The organism is Klebsiella sp. CN_Kp097, assembly GCF_040064495.1.
GTDB classification, from domain to species: Bacteria; Pseudomonadota; Gammaproteobacteria; order Enterobacterales; family Enterobacteriaceae; genus Klebsiella; species Klebsiella aerogenes.
Genome location: NZ_JBEAIL010000028.1, coordinates 58,322 through 76,511, shown reverse-complemented (window position 1 = coordinate 76,511; position 18,190 = coordinate 58,322). Strand labels below are relative to the sequence as shown.

The 18,190-nt window shown below is 57.3% G+C and carries 13 protein-coding genes and 1 pseudogene; 7 read left to right on the top strand and 7 right to left on the bottom strand.

Features of this window, described 5'->3' with window-relative positions; genetic code table 11:
- Nucleotides 1-7: 7 nt before the first annotated feature.
- Nucleotides 8-1,012: an N-acetyl-gamma-glutamyl-phosphate reductase gene (gene argC, locus ABLV07_RS21615; protein ID WP_032712960.1), complete on the bottom strand. Its 1,005-nt coding sequence runs from the start codon at nt 1,010-1,012 to the stop codon at nt 8-10.
- A 113-nt stretch (nt 1,013-1,125) separates the two neighbouring features.
- Between argC and argE the strand changes: the two genes are divergently transcribed.
- Together argE and ppc are read left to right on the top strand one after the other, a co-directional pair.
- Nucleotides 1,126-2,277 (top strand): acetylornithine deacetylase, encoded by a 1,152-nt coding sequence (argE, locus tag ABLV07_RS21610; protein WP_015368914.1) that lies wholly within the window; start codon nt 1,126-1,128, stop codon nt 2,275-2,277.
- A 257-nt stretch (nt 2,278-2,534) separates the two neighbouring features.
- Nucleotides 2,535-5,186: a phosphoenolpyruvate carboxylase gene (ppc, locus tag ABLV07_RS21605; RefSeq protein ID WP_063443718.1), complete on the top strand. Its 2,652-nt coding sequence runs from the start codon at nt 2,535-2,537 to the stop codon at nt 5,184-5,186.
- Nucleotides 5,187-5,232: 46 nt separating this feature from the next.
- On the opposite strand, the gene zinT is transcribed toward ppc, so the two are convergent.
- Entirely contained in the window at nt 5,233-5,883 is a 651-nt protein-coding gene (gene zinT / locus ABLV07_RS21600) for a metal-binding protein ZinT (RefSeq protein ID WP_042894756.1), read from the bottom strand.
- Nucleotides 5,884-5,907: 24 nt separating this feature from the next.
- On the opposite strand from zinT, the pseudogene ABLV07_RS21595 reads away from it, so the two are divergent.
- From ABLV07_RS21595 to ABLV07_RS21585, 3 genes and pseudogenes are all read left to right on the top strand, one after another.
- Nucleotides 5,908-6,887, top strand: a pseudogene (locus tag ABLV07_RS21595) (AraC family transcriptional regulator).
- Between the two features lie 205 nt (nt 6,888-7,092).
- Nucleotides 7,093-7,755 (top strand): fructose-6-phosphate aldolase, encoded by a 663-nt coding sequence (gene fsa, locus ABLV07_RS21590; protein ID WP_015368918.1) that lies wholly within the window; start codon nt 7,093-7,095, stop codon nt 7,753-7,755.
- 54 nt (nt 7,756-7,809) lie between these two features.
- Nucleotides 7,810-8,913 carry a glycerol dehydrogenase gene (locus ABLV07_RS21585; protein WP_015703952.1) on the top strand — a complete coding sequence of 368 codons (1,104 nt, stop codon included), beginning with the start codon at nt 7,810-7,812 and terminating at the stop codon, nt 8,911-8,913.
- Nucleotides 8,914-8,950: 37 nt separating this feature from the next.
- Here ABLV07_RS21585 and ABLV07_RS21580 read toward each other — a convergent pair whose 3' ends face one another.
- The 4 genes from ABLV07_RS21580 to metB form a co-directional block, all read right to left on the bottom strand.
- Nucleotides 8,951-9,865: a DMT family transporter gene (locus tag ABLV07_RS21580; protein ID WP_348853593.1), complete on the bottom strand. Its 915-nt coding sequence runs from the start codon at nt 9,863-9,865 to the stop codon at nt 8,951-8,953.
- 151 nt (nt 9,866-10,016) lie between these two features.
- Nucleotides 10,017-10,904: a methylenetetrahydrofolate reductase gene (gene metF, locus ABLV07_RS21575; protein WP_047047761.1), complete on the bottom strand. Its 888-nt coding sequence runs from the start codon at nt 10,902-10,904 to the stop codon at nt 10,017-10,019.
- 301 nt (nt 10,905-11,205) lie between these two features.
- Nucleotides 11,206-13,638, bottom strand: coding sequence for a bifunctional aspartate kinase/homoserine dehydrogenase II (locus tag ABLV07_RS21570; protein WP_048231472.1), 2,433 nt, complete (start codon nt 13,636-13,638; stop codon nt 11,206-11,208).
- Between the two features lie 2 nt (nt 13,639-13,640).
- On the bottom strand, nt 13,641-14,801 hold the full coding sequence (gene metB / locus ABLV07_RS21565; RefSeq protein ID WP_032709569.1) for a cystathionine gamma-synthase: 1,161 nt from the start codon (nt 14,799-14,801) through the stop codon (nt 13,641-13,643).
- Between the two features lie 265 nt (nt 14,802-15,066).
- Between metB and metJ the strand changes: the two genes are divergently transcribed.
- A complete protein-coding gene (gene metJ / locus ABLV07_RS21560) occupies nt 15,067-15,384 on the top strand; it encodes a met regulon transcriptional regulator MetJ (RefSeq protein WP_004107547.1) in 318 nt (105 codons plus the stop codon).
- Between the two features lie 101 nt (nt 15,385-15,485).
- On the opposite strand, the gene rpmE is transcribed toward metJ, so the two are convergent.
- Complete coding sequence (rpmE, locus tag ABLV07_RS21555) at nt 15,486-15,698, bottom strand: 50S ribosomal protein L31 (protein ID WP_015368925.1); 213 nt, start codon at nt 15,696-15,698, stop codon at nt 15,486-15,488.
- Nucleotides 15,699-15,958: 260 nt separating this feature from the next.
- On the opposite strand from rpmE, the gene priA reads away from it, so the two are divergent.
- Nucleotides 15,959-18,154: a primosomal protein N' gene (gene priA / locus ABLV07_RS21550; protein ID WP_015703950.1), complete on the top strand. Its 2,196-nt coding sequence runs from the start codon at nt 15,959-15,961 to the stop codon at nt 18,152-18,154.
- Nucleotides 18,155-18,190 lie beyond the last annotated feature (36 nt).

Below are 18,190 nucleotides of genomic sequence, written 5' to 3'. Positions count from 1 at the left end.
TCACACCTTAAATTAAAGACTGCGTCTCAGCGAAGCCGAAACGAATGTTAGCGCACTGCACGGCCTGCGCTGCCGCGCCTTTCAGCAGGTTATCTTCTGCGGCCACGACGATAATATGTTCGTCCTGGACGGCAAAACCGATATCACAGAATGGCAGCCCAACTACGTTTTTCAGCGCCGGTACGCCTTTATCGTATAAACGGACCAACGGCTTATTGGCATAGGCCTGCTGGAAGACCTCAGCCACCTGATCTTTACCGACGCCCGGCTTCAGGCGGCAGGTAATGGTTTCCAGAATACCGCGTTTAAAATTGCCCAAATGGGGAGTGAAGATCACCTCTGCGCCCAGATGGGTAGAAATTTCCGGATGGTGGCGATGATTGAAAACACCGTACGGCTGCAGGCTGACTTCGCAGAAGCTATTGCTCATCGCCGCCTTACGCCCGGCACCGCTGACGCCGCTGGTGGCGTTGATCACCGGCCACTGCTTCAGATCCAGCAGACCGGCATCGATCAGCGGTTTTAACGCCAGCTGCGCCGCCGTCGGGTAGCAGCCAGGCACCGCGATCAAATTCGCCTCTTTCAATGCTTCTACGTTCCACTCCGCCAGGCCGTATACCGCCTGCTTAAGCAGATCGGAATGCTGATGAGTGAAACCGTAGTATTTTTCGTAGAACGCGCCATCGTTGACGCGAAACGCGCCGGATAAATCGAACACAACGCAGCCCGCGGCCAAAAACTGCGGCGCCAGATCGTGGCTAACTTCATGCGCGGTGGCGAGGAACACTACATCCGCGCCGGCGCTAAATTCGCTGATATCGGACATTGCCTGCAGCGGCAGGTCGACAATACCTTTCAGCTGCGGATGTATATCGGAAATTAACTTTCCGGCATCATTGCTTTGCGCGGAGACGGTCAAAGCGGTTATGTTCATATGAGGGTGGCGATTTACATAGGCCACCAGCTCTGCGCCGGCATAGCCGCTAGCTCCCACGATCAGCGTATTTAGCATTGGAAGAGCATCTCCTTACATTCGATGGGTTTTATTGCGCTCAACGATATTGTATTTTTATTCACAAATACTGCATGAATATTGATACTATCATGACCTGAGGTGTGTCAACAATGAAAAACAATTTACCGCCCTTTATCGAGATTTACCGCGCATTGATCGCCACACCATCCATCAGCGCGACCGAAGAAGCGCTGGATCAAAGCAATGAGTCTTTAATCAATTTACTCGGCGGCTGGTTCCGCGATCTGGGCTTCAACGTCGAGATCCAGCCGGTACCTGAGACGCGCAATAAATTCAATATGTTGGCCAGCACTGGCCACGGCGCTGGCGGCCTGCTGCTCGCCGGGCATACCGATACCGTGCCTTTCGACGATGGTCGCTGGACCCGCGACCCGTTTACACTTACGGAACACGACAACAAACTCTACGGGCTCGGCACCGCCGATATGAAAGGCTTCTTCGCGTTTATCCTCGATGCACTGCGCGACGTTGACGTCAGTAAATTGAAAAAACCGCTGTATATTCTGGCCACCGCTGACGAAGAAACCAGCATGGCGGGCGCGCGCTACTTTGCCGAAACCACGCAACTGCGCCCGGATTGCGCCATCATCGGCGAGCCGACCTCGCTGCAGCCGGTGCGGGCGCATAAAGGCCACATTTCAACAGCGGTACGCGTACTGGGCCAGTCCGGCCACTCCAGCGACCCGGCGCGCGGCGTGAACGCTATCGAACTGATGCACGATGCGATTGGCCGCATAATGCAACTGCGCGATGATTTAAAAGAGCGTTACCACTATGCCGCTTTCACCGTGCCTTATCCGACGCTCAACCTGGGCGCCATTCACGGCGGCGATGCATCCAATCGCATCTGCGCCTGCTGCGAATTGCACATGGATATTCGTCCATTGCCGGGGATGACGCTTAACGACCTGAACGGCCTGCTGGATGAAGCGCTGGCGCCGGTCAGCGAACGCTGGCCGGGGCGTCTGACGGTCTCTGAGCTGCATCCGCCGATTCCAGGCTATGAATGCCCGCCGGACCACAAGCTGGTCGAAGTGGTTGAAAAACTGCTCGGCGCGCAGACCGAAGTGGTGAACTACTGCACCGAAGCGCCATTTATCCAGACGCTGTGTCCTACGCTGGTGTTAGGACCGGGCTCCATCAACCAGGCCCACCAGCCGGATGAATATCTGGAGACGCGGTTTATTAAGCCGACGCGCGAGCTCATCACCCAGGTTGTCCATCACTTTTGCTGGCATTAATCGCTGCTAGTTTCCCGCCTTCACGTCCGGAGGCGGGAGAGTGACGATCGTCACACTTCCATAAGTAATGCTTATCCGCCGACCGCTGAGTTAACTTTCGCAAATTATCGCCATTTATTCGTTTGCTGAAGCGATTTCGCAGCAATTGACGCGGGGGTATTTACGTGGCTTTATAAAAGACGGGTTGCTTATCCACTGCTCAAATCACGGAGCGCCGGATATAACAAAATAAAATGAGATGGGGTGTCTGGGGTAACATGAACGAACAATATTCCGCTTTGCGTAGTAATGTCAGTATGCTCGGTAAGGTGCTGGGCGACACCATCAAGGATGCGTTAGGAGAAAACATTCTTGATCGTGTCGAAACTATCCGTAAGTTGTCCAAATCTTCTCGCGCGGGCAATGAAGCCAATCGCCAGGAGCTGCTCACCACGCTGCAAAACTTGTCCAACGACGAGCTGCTGCCGGTGGCGCGCGCCTTTAGCCAGTTCCTGAATCTGGCCAATACCGCTGAGCAATATCACAGCATTTCGCCCAATGGCGAAGCCGCCAGCAATCCGGAAGTTATTGCGCGTACCCTGAGAAAACTCAAAGACCAACCCAATCTCAACGAAGACACCATAAAAAAAGCGGTGGAATCCCTGTCGCTGGAGCTGGTATTAACCGCTCACCCGACCGAAATCACCCGCCGGACGCTGATCCACAAAATGGTGGAAGTGAACAACTGCCTTAAGCAGTTGGATAACAAAGATATCGCCGACTATGAGCACAACCAGCTGATGCGCCGCCTGCGCCAGCTGATCGCCCAGTCCTGGCATACCGATGAAATTCGTAAGCACCGCCCTTCTCCGGTCGATGAAGCCAAATGGGGTTTCGCGGTAGTTGAAAACAGCCTGTGGGAAGGCGTGCCGAACTATCTGCGCGAGCTGAACGAACAGCTGGAAGCCAACCTCGGTTACCAGCTACCGGTTGATTTTGTGCCGGTACGATTCACTTCCTGGATGGGCGGCGACCGTGACGGCAACCCGAACGTCACCGCCGATATCACCCGCCACGTGCTGTTGCTCAGCCGCTGGAAAGCGACCGATCTGTTCCTGAAAGATATCCAGGTGCTTATCTCCGAGCTGTCGATGGTCGAATGCACCGACGAGCTCCGCGATTTGGCGGGTGCGGAAGGCGCGCAAGAGCCGTATCGTTATCTGATGAAAAAGCTGCGTAGCCAGTTGATGGAGACCCAGGCCTGGCTGGAAGCGCGTCTGAAAGGGCAAAAACTGCCGAAACCGGCGGGGCTTATCACGCAAAACGAACAGCTGTGGGAACCGCTGTATGCCTGCTATAAATCGCTGCAGGCCTGCGGAATGGGCATCATCGCCAACGGCGAACTGCTCGATACCCTGCGCCGGGTGAAATCTTTCGGCGTACCGCTGGTGCGTATAGATATCCGTCAGGAAAGTACCCGCCATACCGAAGCGCTGGGCGAAATGACCCGCTACCTCGGGATCGGCGATTATGAAAGCTGGTCGGAAGCCGACAAGCAGGCCTTCCTGATCCGTGAGCTGAACTCCAAACGCCCGCTGCTGCCGCGTCAGTGGGAGCCGAGCGAAGAGACCCGCGAGGTCCTCGACACCTGTAAAGTGATCGCCGAAGCGCCGCGTGGATCGATCGCCGCTTATGTGATCTCAATGGCCAAAACGCCGTCCGACGTGCTGGCGGTTCATCTTCTGCTAAAAGAAGCCGGTATCGGCTTTGCCCTGCCGGTCGCGCCGCTGTTTGAAACGCTGGACGACCTGAACAACGCCAACGACGTTATGACTCAGTTACTGAATATTGACTGGTATCGCGGCTTTATTCAGGGCAAGCAGATGGTCATGATCGGTTACTCCGACTCGGCCAAAGATGCCGGCGTGATGGCCGCCTCCTGGGCCCAGTACCAGGCACAGGACGCGCTAATCAAAACCTGCGAAAAAGCTGGTATTGAACTGACTCTATTCCACGGTCGCGGTGGCTCCATCGGTCGCGGCGGCGCTCCGGCCCACGCGGCGCTGCTCTCGCAGCCGCCGGGCAGCCTGAAAGGCGGCCTGCGCGTCACCGAACAGGGCGAAATGATCCGCTTTAAGTACGGCCTGCCGGAAGTGACCATCAGCAGCCTGTCGTTGTACACCAGCGCGATTCTGGAAGCCAACCTGCTGCCGCCGCCGGAACCAAAACCGCAGTGGCGCGAAATCATGGCCGAGCTGTCCGACGTCTCCTGCAAGATGTACCGCGGCTACGTGCGGGAAAACAAAGACTTCGTCCCTTATTTCCGCTCCGCGACCCCGGAACAAGAACTGGGCAAACTGCCGCTTGGCTCGCGCCCGGCGAAGCGTCGCCCGACCGGCGGCGTCGAGTCACTGCGCGCCATCCCGTGGATCTTCGCCTGGACCCAGAACCGCCTGATGCTGCCGGCCTGGCTGGGCGCCGGTGCCGCGCTGCAGAAAGTGGTCGAGGGCGGTAAGCAAAGCGAGCTGGAAAGCATGTGCCGCGACTGGCCGTTCTTCTCGACCCGCCTCGGAATGCTGGAAATGGTCTACTCAAAAGCCGACCTGTGGCTGGCGGAGTACTACGATCAGCGTCTGGTGAAACCGGAACTGTGGAAGCTAGGCGAAGAGCTACGTCAGCTGTTAACCGCCGATATCGAAGTGGTGCTGGCTATCGCTAATGACTCCCACCTGATGGCCGACCTGCCGTGGATCGCCGAATCCATCCAGTTGCGTAACATCTATACCGACCCACTTAACGTCCTGCAGGCCGAACTGTTGCACCGTTCGCGCCAGGCTGAAGAGGCTGGCGAGGAACCGGATGCGCGCGTTGAGCAAGCGCTGATGGTCACCATTGCCGGCGTCGCGGCAGGGATGCGTAATACCGGCTAGTCACCGTTTCCCCCGGCCGCCCGGCCGGGGGATTTTCCCTCTCATTTTAGTGATGCAACATCTCATCGACGATCTGCTCTTTATGCAGCGCATAGGGATAATAGGTCGGCCAGTTATCCATCTCTTTCAGCAAGGCCTCCTGTGATTCATTGCCCATAAATATATGGAAATGCTGCGATTTGCGCGGGCCAATAATATGGTCGCTGAACTGGACGAATTTCGGCGCGTTACCATCGCCCTGTTGGCACTCAAACAGATAGCGAACGCCCTTCTTGCCGGAGGCGTATTGCAGGATTTTGTAGCCTGAGTAGGTATATTTGCAGCTATTAACGGTCTTGCCGACGTGGAACTCTATCACGTCATCTTCAATGCCAATCTGCTCCACGTCGGTGGCGTAACCCTTCTTATAATAGGCGCGATACTCTTCCACGCTCTTGCCGCCGGGCTTTTTCGCCTTCTGCTCCAGAACCGGATCAAGGTCGCCATTCAGCAGGTACGGATTAACGGACTGCCAGACGCCATCCCAATCGCTCAACGCGCGATCCTTCACATCTTTATCGGCAAAAATGCCTTCGCTAGCCTGGCGTTCTATGTCGGTCAACGCTGGGCCATGGCTATGGTTACCGTGGGCGAACGCCTGGACGCTCGCAAGCGCCATGCCGAAGCCAAGCGCGAGCATGGGGATCTTTCGGGTCATTACTCTCTCCTGAGTTGAATATCGATTGCGATAAAATGTTACGATATAACATCTCTTAATCAAGAAGCAATAACGACAAGCTCGCGCTTTTACCGCTGGAAAAATGTCCGGTATGATGAAATGCGTGGCGTTTTGGCGGGGTAAAGATGGATAACAGCATCAATCAGCTCATTGATTCATTCGTGAAAAAACAAACCTGCATTGCAGAAGTGCATTTTACCGGTGAGTCACGCCCCCCTGCCGACGCCGCGATCAAGGTTGATTTTCCTCGTCTGAATATTGTCATTGAGGGGCAGTTGTACGATCTCGCCCTCGGCGATAATGCCGCGCCGCTGCAGCCGCGCGATGTATTGTATATTGCGGGCGATAGCTGGAACTGGCCGCAATGGCAGACACCCTGCCTGCTATTAAGCATCTTGTTCGGCAAACAGCAGTTGGAATTTTCGCTGCAGCGCTGGAGCGGCAAGGCGCTAACTCTTGTCCAGAAGATCCAGGTACCGCGCCGCGGGCCGCGCGTGGGTTCATTCCTGCTACAGGCGCTAAATGAAATACGTATGCAGCCGCAGGAACAACAAACCGCCCGCAGCATCGTGATTAGCCTACTCAGCCACTGTACCGATCTGCTGGGTAGTCAGGCGCAAACTTCATCGCGCAGCCAGGCGCTGTTCGAAGCGATCCGCCAGTATATCGATGTCCATTTCGCTGAGCCGCTGAGCCGGGAATCCGTGGCCCAGTCGTTTTACCTATCCCCCAATTATCTCTCGCACCTGTTTCAGAAATGCGGGCCCATGGGTTTTAACGAATACCTTAATCATATTCGCCTCGAACAGGCGCGCATGCTGTTGAAAGGCCATGATATGAAAGTGAAAGACGTTGCCCACGCCTGCGGCTTCGCCGACAGCAACTATTTCTGCCGCCTGTTTCGCAAGAACACCGAACGTTCGCCTTCCGAATACCGCCGCCAGTATCACAGCCAGTTGACGGAAAAATCCTCTGCGCCGTAAAACTAGATTTTTGTAAGTAACTGTCTGCTGATTGCTGGCCACGTACCTTTATAAGCAGGAACAGGCGGACAAATGTGATCTAAATCATCCTTAATCGCAATGCGTACATTTATCCAGTTTTTGGCAAATTTGTCATCTGGCGAGCAAGCAAACGAAAACCGTATCCTTTCCTCAACATCACTGAATTACACATCGAGGAATGGTTATGGAACTCTATCTGGACACCGCGAACGTCGCTGAAGTTGAACGTCTGGCCCGCATTTATCCGCTGGCTGGCGTCACCACCAACCCGAGCATCATCGCCGCCGGCAAAACCCCGGTTTGGGACGTGCTGCCGCGCCTGCAAAAAGCCGTCGGCCCGGAAGGTGTTCTGTTCGCGCAGACCATGAGTCGCGATGCGCAGGGCATGGTGGAAGAAGCCAAACGCTTGAGCAACGCCGTGCCGGGTATCGTGGTTAAAATCCCGGTTACCGCCGAAGGTCTCGCCGCCATCAAACTGCTGAAAAAAGAAGGCATCCCGACGCTTGGCACCGCGGTCTATAGCGCTTCCCAGGGGCTGCTGGCGGCGCTGGCCGGCGCGAAATACGTCGCGCCATACGTCAACCGCGTCGACGCCCAGGGCGGTGACGGCATTCGCATGGTGCAAGAACTGCAATCCCTGCTGGAAATGCACGCCCCGGAAAGCAAAGTCCTGGCCGCGAGCTTCAAAACCCCGCGCCAGGCATTGGATTGCCTGTTAGCTGGCTGCGAAGCTATCACCCTCCCCTTAGACGTAGCGCAACAAATGCTCGGCACCCCCGCGGTAGAGTCAGCCATAGAGAAGTTCGAGCAGGACTGGAATAACGCATTTGGCACGTTGAACCTGTAATCCGATCGCCAGCCGCCGTCCGGCGGCTTGCACGGTTATCGAGGAGGAATCGAAATGGATCGCATTATTCAATCACCCGGTAAATACATTCAGGGCGCTGGCGCCATCAAGCGCCTCGGCGAATATCTTAAACCGCTGGCCGAACGGTGGCTTATCATCGGCGATAAGTTTGTTCTTGGCTTTGCCGAAGAGCAGTTGCGTACCAGCCTTGGCGGCGCTGGCCTGGTGGCCGAAATCGCACCGTTCGGCGGTGAATGTTCGCAAAATGAAATCAACCGCCTGCGCGATATCGCCAGCAGCGCCCAATGCCATGCGGTGCTCGGCATCGGCGGCGGCAAGACTTTGGATACCGCGAAAGCGCTGGCTCACTATATGCATCTGCCGGTGGTCGTGGCGCCGACCATCGCCTCCACCGACGCGCCGTGCAGCGCGTTGTCTGTTATCTATACCGACGATGGGGAATTCGAAAGCTATTTGATGCTGCCGCACAACCCGAACATGGTGGTTGTCGATACGCAGATCGTCGCGGCCGCGCCAGCTCGCCTGCTGGCCGCCGGGATTGGCGATGCGCTGGCGACCTGGTTTGAAGCCCGCGCCTGCTCGCGCAGCGGTGCGACCACAATGGCGGGCGGTAAATGCACTCAGGCAGCGCTGGCACTGGCGGAACTCTGCTACAACACGCTGGTTGAAGAAGGCGAAAAGGCGATGCTTGCCGCCGAGCAGCATGTGGTTACCCCAGCGCTCGAACGGGTGATCGAAGCCAACACCTACCTGAGCGGCGTCGGCTTTGAGAGCGGTGGGCTGGCGGCGGCGCACGCGATTCACAACGGTTTGACCGCCATCCCGGACGCCCATCACTTCTATCACGGCGAGAAGGTCGCGTTTGGTACCCTGACGCAGCTGGTGCTGGAAAACGCACCGGTGGAAGAGATAGAAACCGCGGCGGCGTTGTGTCACAGCGTCGGCCTGCCCATCACGCTGGCGCAGCTCGATATTAAAGGCGACATCCCGGCCAAAATGCGCACGGTCGCGGAGGCCGCCTGCGCCGAAGGCGAAACCATCCACAACATGCCGGGCGGCGCCTGCGCCGACCAGGTTTACGCCGCGCTACTGGTTGCCGACCAATACGGTCAGCGTTTCCTGCAAGAGTGGGAATAACCTGCCCCAAATGCCCGGCATTTGCCGGGCATAACGCTTAACGAGTAATACCTTGCCTGGTAATCTGAGGTTGACGTTTTTTAAGGCTGATTATCGCCAGCGCCGCGACGATCAGCACAATACCAGCGCCTTCCACTAGCCCCGGATTTTCACCCAGCAGCCACCAGGAAAACAGCACGCCGCAAACCGGTACCGCCAGCGTACTCAGGCCGGCGACGCTGGCAGGCAGGTTACGCAGAACATACAGCCACAGACTCCAGGCCACCGCCGTCGCCAGGATTGCGCTATAGGCCAGTGCCCAAAAAACCCCAGGTTGCCAGTCAATGCTGCGCTGCGGCACCAGCCACGCCACCACGCTCATCACCAGCGCGGCATACAGCATCTGCCAGGCGGTTAACGACAGTAAATCGAGGCGCGGATAGCGGCGATACATGCGTTTGGCGACAATCGCGCTCGCCCCCCAACTGATGCCGGAGAGGATCGCCAGCAGCGCGCTTTTCATCGAGGAGAAATCCAACTGCCAGGGCTGCAGCACCAGCAGTAGACCGCACGCCGCCAGTACGATAGCGGCATATTGTAGCCGCCGCATGCGCTCGCCTAAAAACAGCGCCGCCATGATCACCACCCAGAACGGCATGGTATAGCTGAGAATGGCGACTTTACCTGCGCCGCCGCTCATCAGCGCCCACTGCGCCAGACCGACCATGCCGCAGATTTGCAGCAGCGCAATCGCCAGGGTGTAACCAAACGGCGTTGGCCGCATGCCGCGCCCGCGCAGCGCCAACACCGCCATCAGCACAATCGCGCCGAAAATACAGCGCAGGGCGGTAAAATCGAAAGCGCCGATATAGAGCGTTACCTGTTTCATCGCAATCCAGCTGTAGCTCCAGATAAGCGTCAGCAGGACGAGGCCGCAACCGGCCAGGAGATTGCTGTTCCTTGCAACCGTCATAACTTCTCCACCGTCATGATTTTTGCGGGCACTATACTCTCTTTGGCGGCAGGTTGCTTAAGGGCAGAGCGCACTTTTCGTGCGAAAAAAGAGGGCGGCGAATTGCAGCTCGCCGCCCCGACAGGAATGAAAAAATAGTTAAAACAGGTAATTACGCTGGACGCACGCCCAGGGTATGGCAAATGGCATAGCTCATTTCGGCGCGATTCAGGGTATAGAAGTGGAAATCTTTCACTCCTTCGCGGCTTAAAATTTTCACCATGTCCATGGCGATATTCGCCCCTACCAGTTGGCGCGTTTCGGCATCGTTATCCAACCCTTCGAACATTTTCGACATCCAGGTCGGAATACGCACGTTCGTCATATCGGCAAATTTCTTCGCCTGTTTAAAGTTGGAGACCGGCAGAATGCCCGGAATAATTTCCACATCGATACCGGCGGAGACGCAGCGGTCACGGAAACGCAGGTAGCTTTCGACATCAAAAAAGAACTGAGTGATCGCGCGATTAGCGCCCGCTTCTACTTTACGTTTCAGGTTCAATAAGTCGGCCTGCGCGCTTTTGGCTTCCGGATGCACTTCCGGATAGGCGGCGACGGAGATATCAAAATCACCGACGTCTTTTAGCAGCGTCACCAGGTCGGCGGCGTACATATCCGGCTTGCCGCTACCCGGCGGCAGGTCGCCGCGCAGCGCGACGATATGGCGGATACCGTTGTTCCAGTAATCCTGGGCAATCGCGCGCAGTTCATCGCGGCTGGCGTCGATACAGGTCAGGTGCGGCGCTGCTTCCAGACCGGTGCGGTCTTTAATGCCCTTGATAATGCTATGAGTGCGGTCGCGCTCGCCGGAGTTCGCCCCGTAGGTGACGGAAACAAACTTCGGCTTCAGGCTGCTTAAGCGATCGATGGATTTCCACAGGGTTTGCTCCATTTCACTGGTACGCGGCGGAAAGAATTCAAAGGACACATTAATCTGGCCCTGGACTTCCGCCAGGCTCTGATTCAGGGCTTCCCGCTGATTGGCGTGAAAAAAGCTCATACCTTACCTCATCAATCGCATTATATTTATCAGTCGTGTTGCGAACTTCTATACGTTTAGACGTCCAGATGTAAAAATGACGGAAAAGCGGGCGGGCGTCAATAGAAAAATCTGCGTAAACAGTGAGGAATTTTCAGTCAAAGTGAAAAAAGTTCATCTGGCGTCAGGCCAGGCGCGTTAATTATCCGCAAGATCAAAGAGCCCACGCTGCCGACGCAGCATCTCACCCTCTCAGGGCAGCTGGTGGCGCGGGAATGAGCATAATGAAGGCCGGCCCTATGGGCCGGCCTGAGAGGAGAGATTACAGCAGCTGCGCCAGACGATTAATATCTGACTGAATAGCCCCGGCGGTGACATCGCGACCCGCGCCTGGCCCGCGGATCACCATTGGATTATCGCGATACCAGCGACTCTCGATGGCGAAGACGTTATCGCACGGCAGCAGCGCCGCCAGCGGATGTTCCTGACGCACTGCTTCTACCCCGACGCGCGCTTTACCGTTAGCATCAAAACGCGCCACGTAACGCAACACCAGCCCCATCTCACGGGCGGCTTCAAGGCGCTGCAGCATCTGTTCGTTCAGCTCTTCGCCGTTCTCAAAGAAGTGGTCAACCGAGCCCTCTTCGCAATGCGCCGGAACCAGCGATTCCACGCGCACCTGATCCGGCTCGATATTGTAACCAGCTTCGCGCGCCAGGATCACCAGCTTGCGCATCACGTCTTTACCTGACAGGTCAACGCGCGGGTCCGGTTCGGTCAGCCCTTGCTGCCAGGCCTGATCCACCAGTTCGGTAAATGGCACCGTGCCGTCAAACTGCAGGAACAACCAGGAGAGCGTACCGGAGAAGATACCGCTCAGCCCCAGGATGGTATCGCCGCTGTCGATGAGATCGCGCACCGTATGGTTAACCGGCAAGCCTGCGCCGACGGTGGCGTTATACAGCCAGTGACGGCCAGTCTTTTCGAAGGCGTCGTGGATCTGGCGATATTTATCGCTGCTGCTGGCGCCCGCCAGCTTATTGGCGCTGATCACGTGAAAACCGTGGCTGGCGAAATCCAGATACAGATCGGCCAGCTGTTCGCTGGCGGTCACGTCCAGCACCACTAAATCATCATAAGGGTGCGCGCGCATCCACAGGAATAGCGACTCTTCATCCTGCTCAACCGCTTCATCTTCAAAGAATGCCAATGCGCGACTGGCATCCAGACCTTCATAGTTCAGCAGGCTACGGCGGCTATCCACCACCCCAGCCAGCAGGAACTCAAAGCCGGTGCGGGCGGAAAGCGTGCTCTGCTCGCGCGCGAACAACTCCAGCCAGCGGGAGCCGATATTACCTTTGCCAAACAGCACCAGACCGATGCGTTTCTCAGCGCGGAACACGGAATGATGCAGCCCCTGGATCAGGCTCTCGGTTGGGCCGGCGCGCAGCACCGCCACCAGGCTGATGCCCTCTTCCGATTGCCAGGTAAACTCTACTGGCTGCCCTTTCAACTGCTGCCAGAAACGGTGGCAGTGCAGCGGATTGCGGGTCACGCCCGCGCCGACCATCGCCACCAGCGCCAGCTTCTGGCGCAGACGCAGCTCGCCCGGCAGGCCCGCCTCGTCCAGCAGCTTCAGCGCGCTGTCGGCCACTTCAGAGGTGTAACAGAACTGCAGCAGCTTACGGTCGGCATGCACGCCCACCGCCAGCGGGCGCAGCTGCGCGCGTTTGAAAATCTGATCCAGCTCTTTATGCGCCAGTTTGAAATCCTGACCAGCCGGCACCTGGAATTCAATCAGGCAGACGTCGTCGTGACTGGTGACAATACGCGCGCCGGTGCCGGATGCCAGCACGCGCTCAATGCGCGTCGAACCCTGGTCCGGGGTATAGCTGCAGCGCAGCTGTAAATCGATATCGCTGCCGGAAACCGGCTGTAGCGTACGCGCGTGCAGCACCGGCGCCGCCAGTCGAGCCAGCTCGCTGGCCTCATCAAGGCGCAGCAGCGGCAGCAGGCACGCATCTTTCACTTTACGCGGGTCGGCGCTATAGACCCCGGCCACATCGCTCCAGATGGTGACGCGGGAGACCCCGGCCAGCGCGCCAATTTGGGTGGCGGAGTAGTCGGAACCGTTACGGCCCAGCAGCACGGTTTCTCCGGCATTGTTGCGGGCGATAAAGCCGGTCACCACCAGCCGTTTGTTGGGGTGCTGCGCCATCAACTGTTGTAACAACGGGTAGGACAAGCCTTCATCAACCTGCGGCTGCGCGGCGCGTTCCGCGCGCAGGAAGGCGCGCGCGTCCAGCCAGGCGGCTTCAACGCCAAGGTGATTCAGTACCGCCGCCATCAGGCGTGCGGACCACACTTCGCCGTGGCCGACGACTTCAGCATATACCGCATCGGTGATGCCGCTATCCAGCAGGCCCGCCAGATGTTCAAGATCGTGAATAAACGTCGCGATCAGCGCGTCAGCGGCGTCCGCCGGCAACAGGCTGGCGATCAGATCCATTTGATAGCGACGCAGCGCTTGTTGCACCTGATGCGCAGAAAGACGATCGGTCTGGCTTAGCTGCAGCCAGCTAATCAGCTGGTTGGTGGTGCTACCGGCGGCAGAGACGACCATCATATCGCCTGCCTGCGCATAGTCGGTCATGATTCCGGCGACGCGCAGGTAACATTTCGCATCCGCTAAACTACTCCCACCAAATTTGTGCAGCTGACGACCCTTCGCCCCTGCCTGCGCAATCACACTCATCTTTATTCCTCGTTTGCTGCCCGGAAGCCATTTTCCAGGTCGGCAATTAAATCTTCACCATCTTCAATACCGGTCGAAATACGCAGGAGCGTTTCCGAGATCCCTGCCGCCGCACGCGCTTCCGGCGCCATGCCCGCATGCGTCATCGTCGCCGCATGGGAAATCAGGCTCTCAACGCCCCCCAACGATTCCGCCAGCGTAAATAGCGATAAACCGCTCAAGAAGCGACGCAGCGTCTGCTCATCGCCATCGAGCTCGAAGCTTAGCATCGCCCCAAAACCTTTTTGCTGACGCGCCGCAATCTCATGCCCCTGGTTTTCCGGCAGGGACGGATGATACAGCTTTTTCACCAGTGGCTGGGTTTTCAGATAGTCGACTATCGCCTGCGCGTTGCGCTGCGCCACTTCCATTCGCGGAGAAAGGGTACGCAAACCACGCAATAACAGATAGCTATCAAACGCCCCGCCGGTGACGCCGATATTATTCGCCCACCATGCCAGTTCGGTGACAGTTTCAGGATCTTTGGCAATCACCACCCCGGCGACCACATCAGAGTGGCCGTTGAGATATTTGGTGCACGAATGCAACACCAGATCGGCGCCCAGCTCCAGCGGATTTTGCAACGCCGGGCTCAGGAAGGTGTTATCCACCACGCTCACCGCGCCGGCTTCACGCGCCAGCCCGCAGATTTTCGCAATATCGACCACCCGCAGCAATGGGTTGCTCGGGCTTTCGACCAGCACCAGCTTCGGTTGTTCCGCTAGCGCTTCACGTAATGCCTGTTCATCGCTTTGATCGACAAAGCGCACGCGATAGCAGCCGCGTTTCGCCAGGCTGTCAAACAGACGATAGCTGCCGCCATAACAGTCGTGCGGCGCCACCAGCAGATCGCCCGGTTTCAGGAACACCGTGGTCACCAGCAGAATAGCCGACATTCCGGTATTGGTCAGTACCGCGCCCGCGCCGCCTTCCAGTTCCGCCAGCGCGCGCTGTACGACATCGCGAGTCGGGTTGCCGCGACGGGAATAATCGTGGGCGCGAGGTTCATTGAAACCGGTGAAATTATAGGTGCTGGAGAGGTGGATCGGCGGGACAACGCAACCGTACTGTTCGTCGTCATTTAAACCGCTACGCACTGCAATGGTGGCCTGTTTACGCGTCATGTTGGACAGTTCCTGGGCTGTTCGGTGAGAAGTCAGGCCTCAGAGTAATCATTGTCACAATAGACGTCAATACATCTGGACATCTAAACTTCTTTGCGTATAGATTGAGCAAAAGACAAATAGCCGTTAAAATTATATGCATTAGCGCACGTCGGCGGCGGCTTATATCATGTCGGAAAGCACGCTCATACGGTAAACTACGCGCAATTATGGTCGGGCGTAATGTTCTGGCCCTTAACTAATAAACAGAGGATTAAGGTATCTCATGGCTGAATGGAGCGGCGAATATATCAGCCCATACGCTGAGCACGGTAAGAAGAGTGAGCAAGTAAAAAAAATTACGGTTTCCATTCCTCTGAAGGTGTTAAAGATCCTCACCGATGAACGCACGCGTCGTCAGGTGAACAACCTGCGTCACGCCACGAATAGCGAACTGCTGTGCGAGGCGTTCCTGCATGCCTTTACCGGTCAACCGTTGCCTAACGATGAAGACCTGCGTAAAGAGCGCAGCGATGAAATCCCGGAAGCGGCGAAAGAGATTATGCGTGAACTGGGTATCGACCCGGATACGTGGGAATACTAAGACATAAAAAAAGCGGAAGATATCTTCCGCTTTTTTTATCCCTCGACCTGGCCAGACGAAGGATACAAAAAAGCCGCCCTGAGGCGGCTTTTTCTGGCAACTTACTTGCTGCCCGGGATGCTGAAGCGCTTGTTGAAGCGGTCAACACGGCCACCGGTAGCAACATCACGCTGTTTGCCGGTGTAGAACGGGTGGCATTTACCGCACACGTCGAGGTTCAGGTCGTGACCAACGGTGGAACGGATTTTCATGACATTACCGCAAGAACAGGTAGCAGTAATTTCGTCGTAATTTGGGTGAATACCTTTTTTCATGGGAGAACCTCAGTTAAGGCCGCGTCGCTCTTCCAGCCCTAACGCCAGACACCACGCGATATTAATAATTTCCCGACGACCTTCGCGCAGCTAGCGTAAACCGGCTTAGCGAATTTCACGGGTTTTGGGATGTTTGATGCGGCATAAAGCGCACCAAAGGCGGCGAATCATACAGAATTTGACCAGCAGATGCAAACTTATCCGCGTCACCTTCGGTAATGTGTATACTAACCCGCCAGATTTCAAGTCAGGAAGATTCCATGTCCGTCGCTCATGTCGCCCTGCCCGTTCCGCTGCCCCGCACCTTTGACTATTTGTTGCCTGAAGGCATCCCGGTCAAGGCGGGCTGTCGCGTACGCGTGCCGTTCGGCAAACAGGAGCGGATCGGTATCGTGGTGTCGGTCAGCGAACGTAGCGAACTCCCGCTCGCCGAACTCAAACCGGTCGCCGAAGCGCTGGATAGCGAACCGGTATTTTCCTCTACCGTCTGGCGCATGCTGCTCTGGGCCGCGGATTACTATCATCATCCCATCGGCGACGTACTGTTCCACGCGCTGCCGATTATGCTGCGCCAGGGCAAACCGGCCAGCGCCGCGCCAATGTGGTACTGGTTTGCGACGGAACAGGGACAAGCGCTGGATATCAACAGCCTTAAACGCTCGCCGAAGCAGCAGCAGGCGCTGGCGGCGCTGCGCCAGGGCAAAATCTGGCGCTATCAGGTCGCAGAACTTGAATTCAATGACGCGGCGCTACAGGCGCTGCGTGGCAAAGGGCTGGCAGAGCTAGCCTGCGAAGCGCCAGCGATTATTGACTGGCGGACCAGCTTCGCGGTGCCCGGCGAACGGCTGCGCCTGAATACCGAGCAGGCGACCGCCGTCGGGGCAATTCATAGCGCCTCCGACCGTTTCTCCGCCTGGCTGCTGGCGGGTATTACCGGCTCAGGGAAAACGGAGGTCTATCTGAGCGTGCTGGAGAACGTGCTGGCGCAGGGTCGACAGGCGCTGGTGATGGTGCCGGAAATCGGCCTGACGCCGCAGACTATCGCCCGCTTCCGCCAGCGTTTTAACGCCCCGGTGGAGGTCCTGCATTCGGGTCTCAACGACAGCGAGCGCCTCGCATCATGGTTAAAGGCGAAAAATGGCGAAGCGGCGATCGTTATCGGCACCCGCTCGTCGCTGTTTACGCCGTTTAAAGACCTCGGCGTTATTGTCATCGACGAAGAACACGATAGCTCCTATAAACAACAGGAAGGCTGGCGTTATCACGCTCGCGACCTGGCGGTATGGCGCGCCCATAGCGAACAGATCCCGATTATCCTCGGCTCGGCGACCCCGGCGCTGGAGACGCTCTATAACGTGCGCCAGCGCAAGTACCGTGAGTTAAAGCTGACCAAACGCGCGGGCAACGCCCGCCCGGCGCAGCAGCACGTGCTGGATTTAAAAGGCCAGCAGTTGCAGGCGGGCCTATCGCCTGCGCTGATTAACCGCATGCGACAGCATCTGCAGGCCGACAATCAGGTGATCCTGTTTTTGAACCGCCGCGGTTTCGCCCCGGCGCTGCTATGCCACGACTGCGGCTGGATAGCGGAGTGCCCGCGCTGCGATAGTTACTACACCCTGCATCAGGCGCAGCATCATCTGCGTTGCCACCACTGCGACAGCCAGCGCCCCATTCCGCGCCAATGTCCTTCCTGCGGGTCGACGCACCTGGTGCCAGTGGGTCTCGGGACTGAACAGCTGGAGCAGGCGCTGGCGCCGATGTTCCCTGATGTACCAATCTCACGTATCGACCGCGATACCACCAGCCGTAAAGGGGCGCTGGAGCAATATCTTGCCGACGTCCATCGCGGCGGCGCACGCATTCTGATTGGCACCCAAATGCTGGCTAAGGGACATCATTTCCCGGACGTCACCCTGGTGTCGCTGCTGGATGTCGACGGCGCGCTGTTTTCCGCCGACTTCCGCTCGGCGGAGCGTTTTGCCCAGCTCTATACCCAGGTCTCCGGCCGCGCCGGGCGCGCGGGCAAGCAGGGTGAAGTGATCCTGCAAACCCATCATCCGGAACACCCGCTGCTGCAGACCCTGTTGTATAAAGGCTACGATGCGTTTGCCGAGCAGGCGCTGGCGGAACGGCAAACCATGCAGCTACCGCCGTGGACCAGTCACGTGCTGATCCGCGCCGAAGACCATAATAACCAGCAGGCGCCGCTGTTTTTACAACAGTTACGTAACCTGTTGCAGGCCAGCCCGCTGGCCGATGATAAACTGTGGGTACTCGGCCCGGTCCCCGCGCTGGCGCCAAAGCGCGGCGGTCGCTGGCGCTGGCAAATTCTGCTGCAGCACCCTTCCCGCATACGTCTACAACATATCGTCAGCGGTACGCTGGCGTTGATAAACACCCTGCCGGAAGCGCGTAAAGTGAAGTGGGTACTGGATGTCGATCCTATTGAAGGCTAAGTCTTCTCTTGCGAGGCGGATCGAAAAATTCAACAA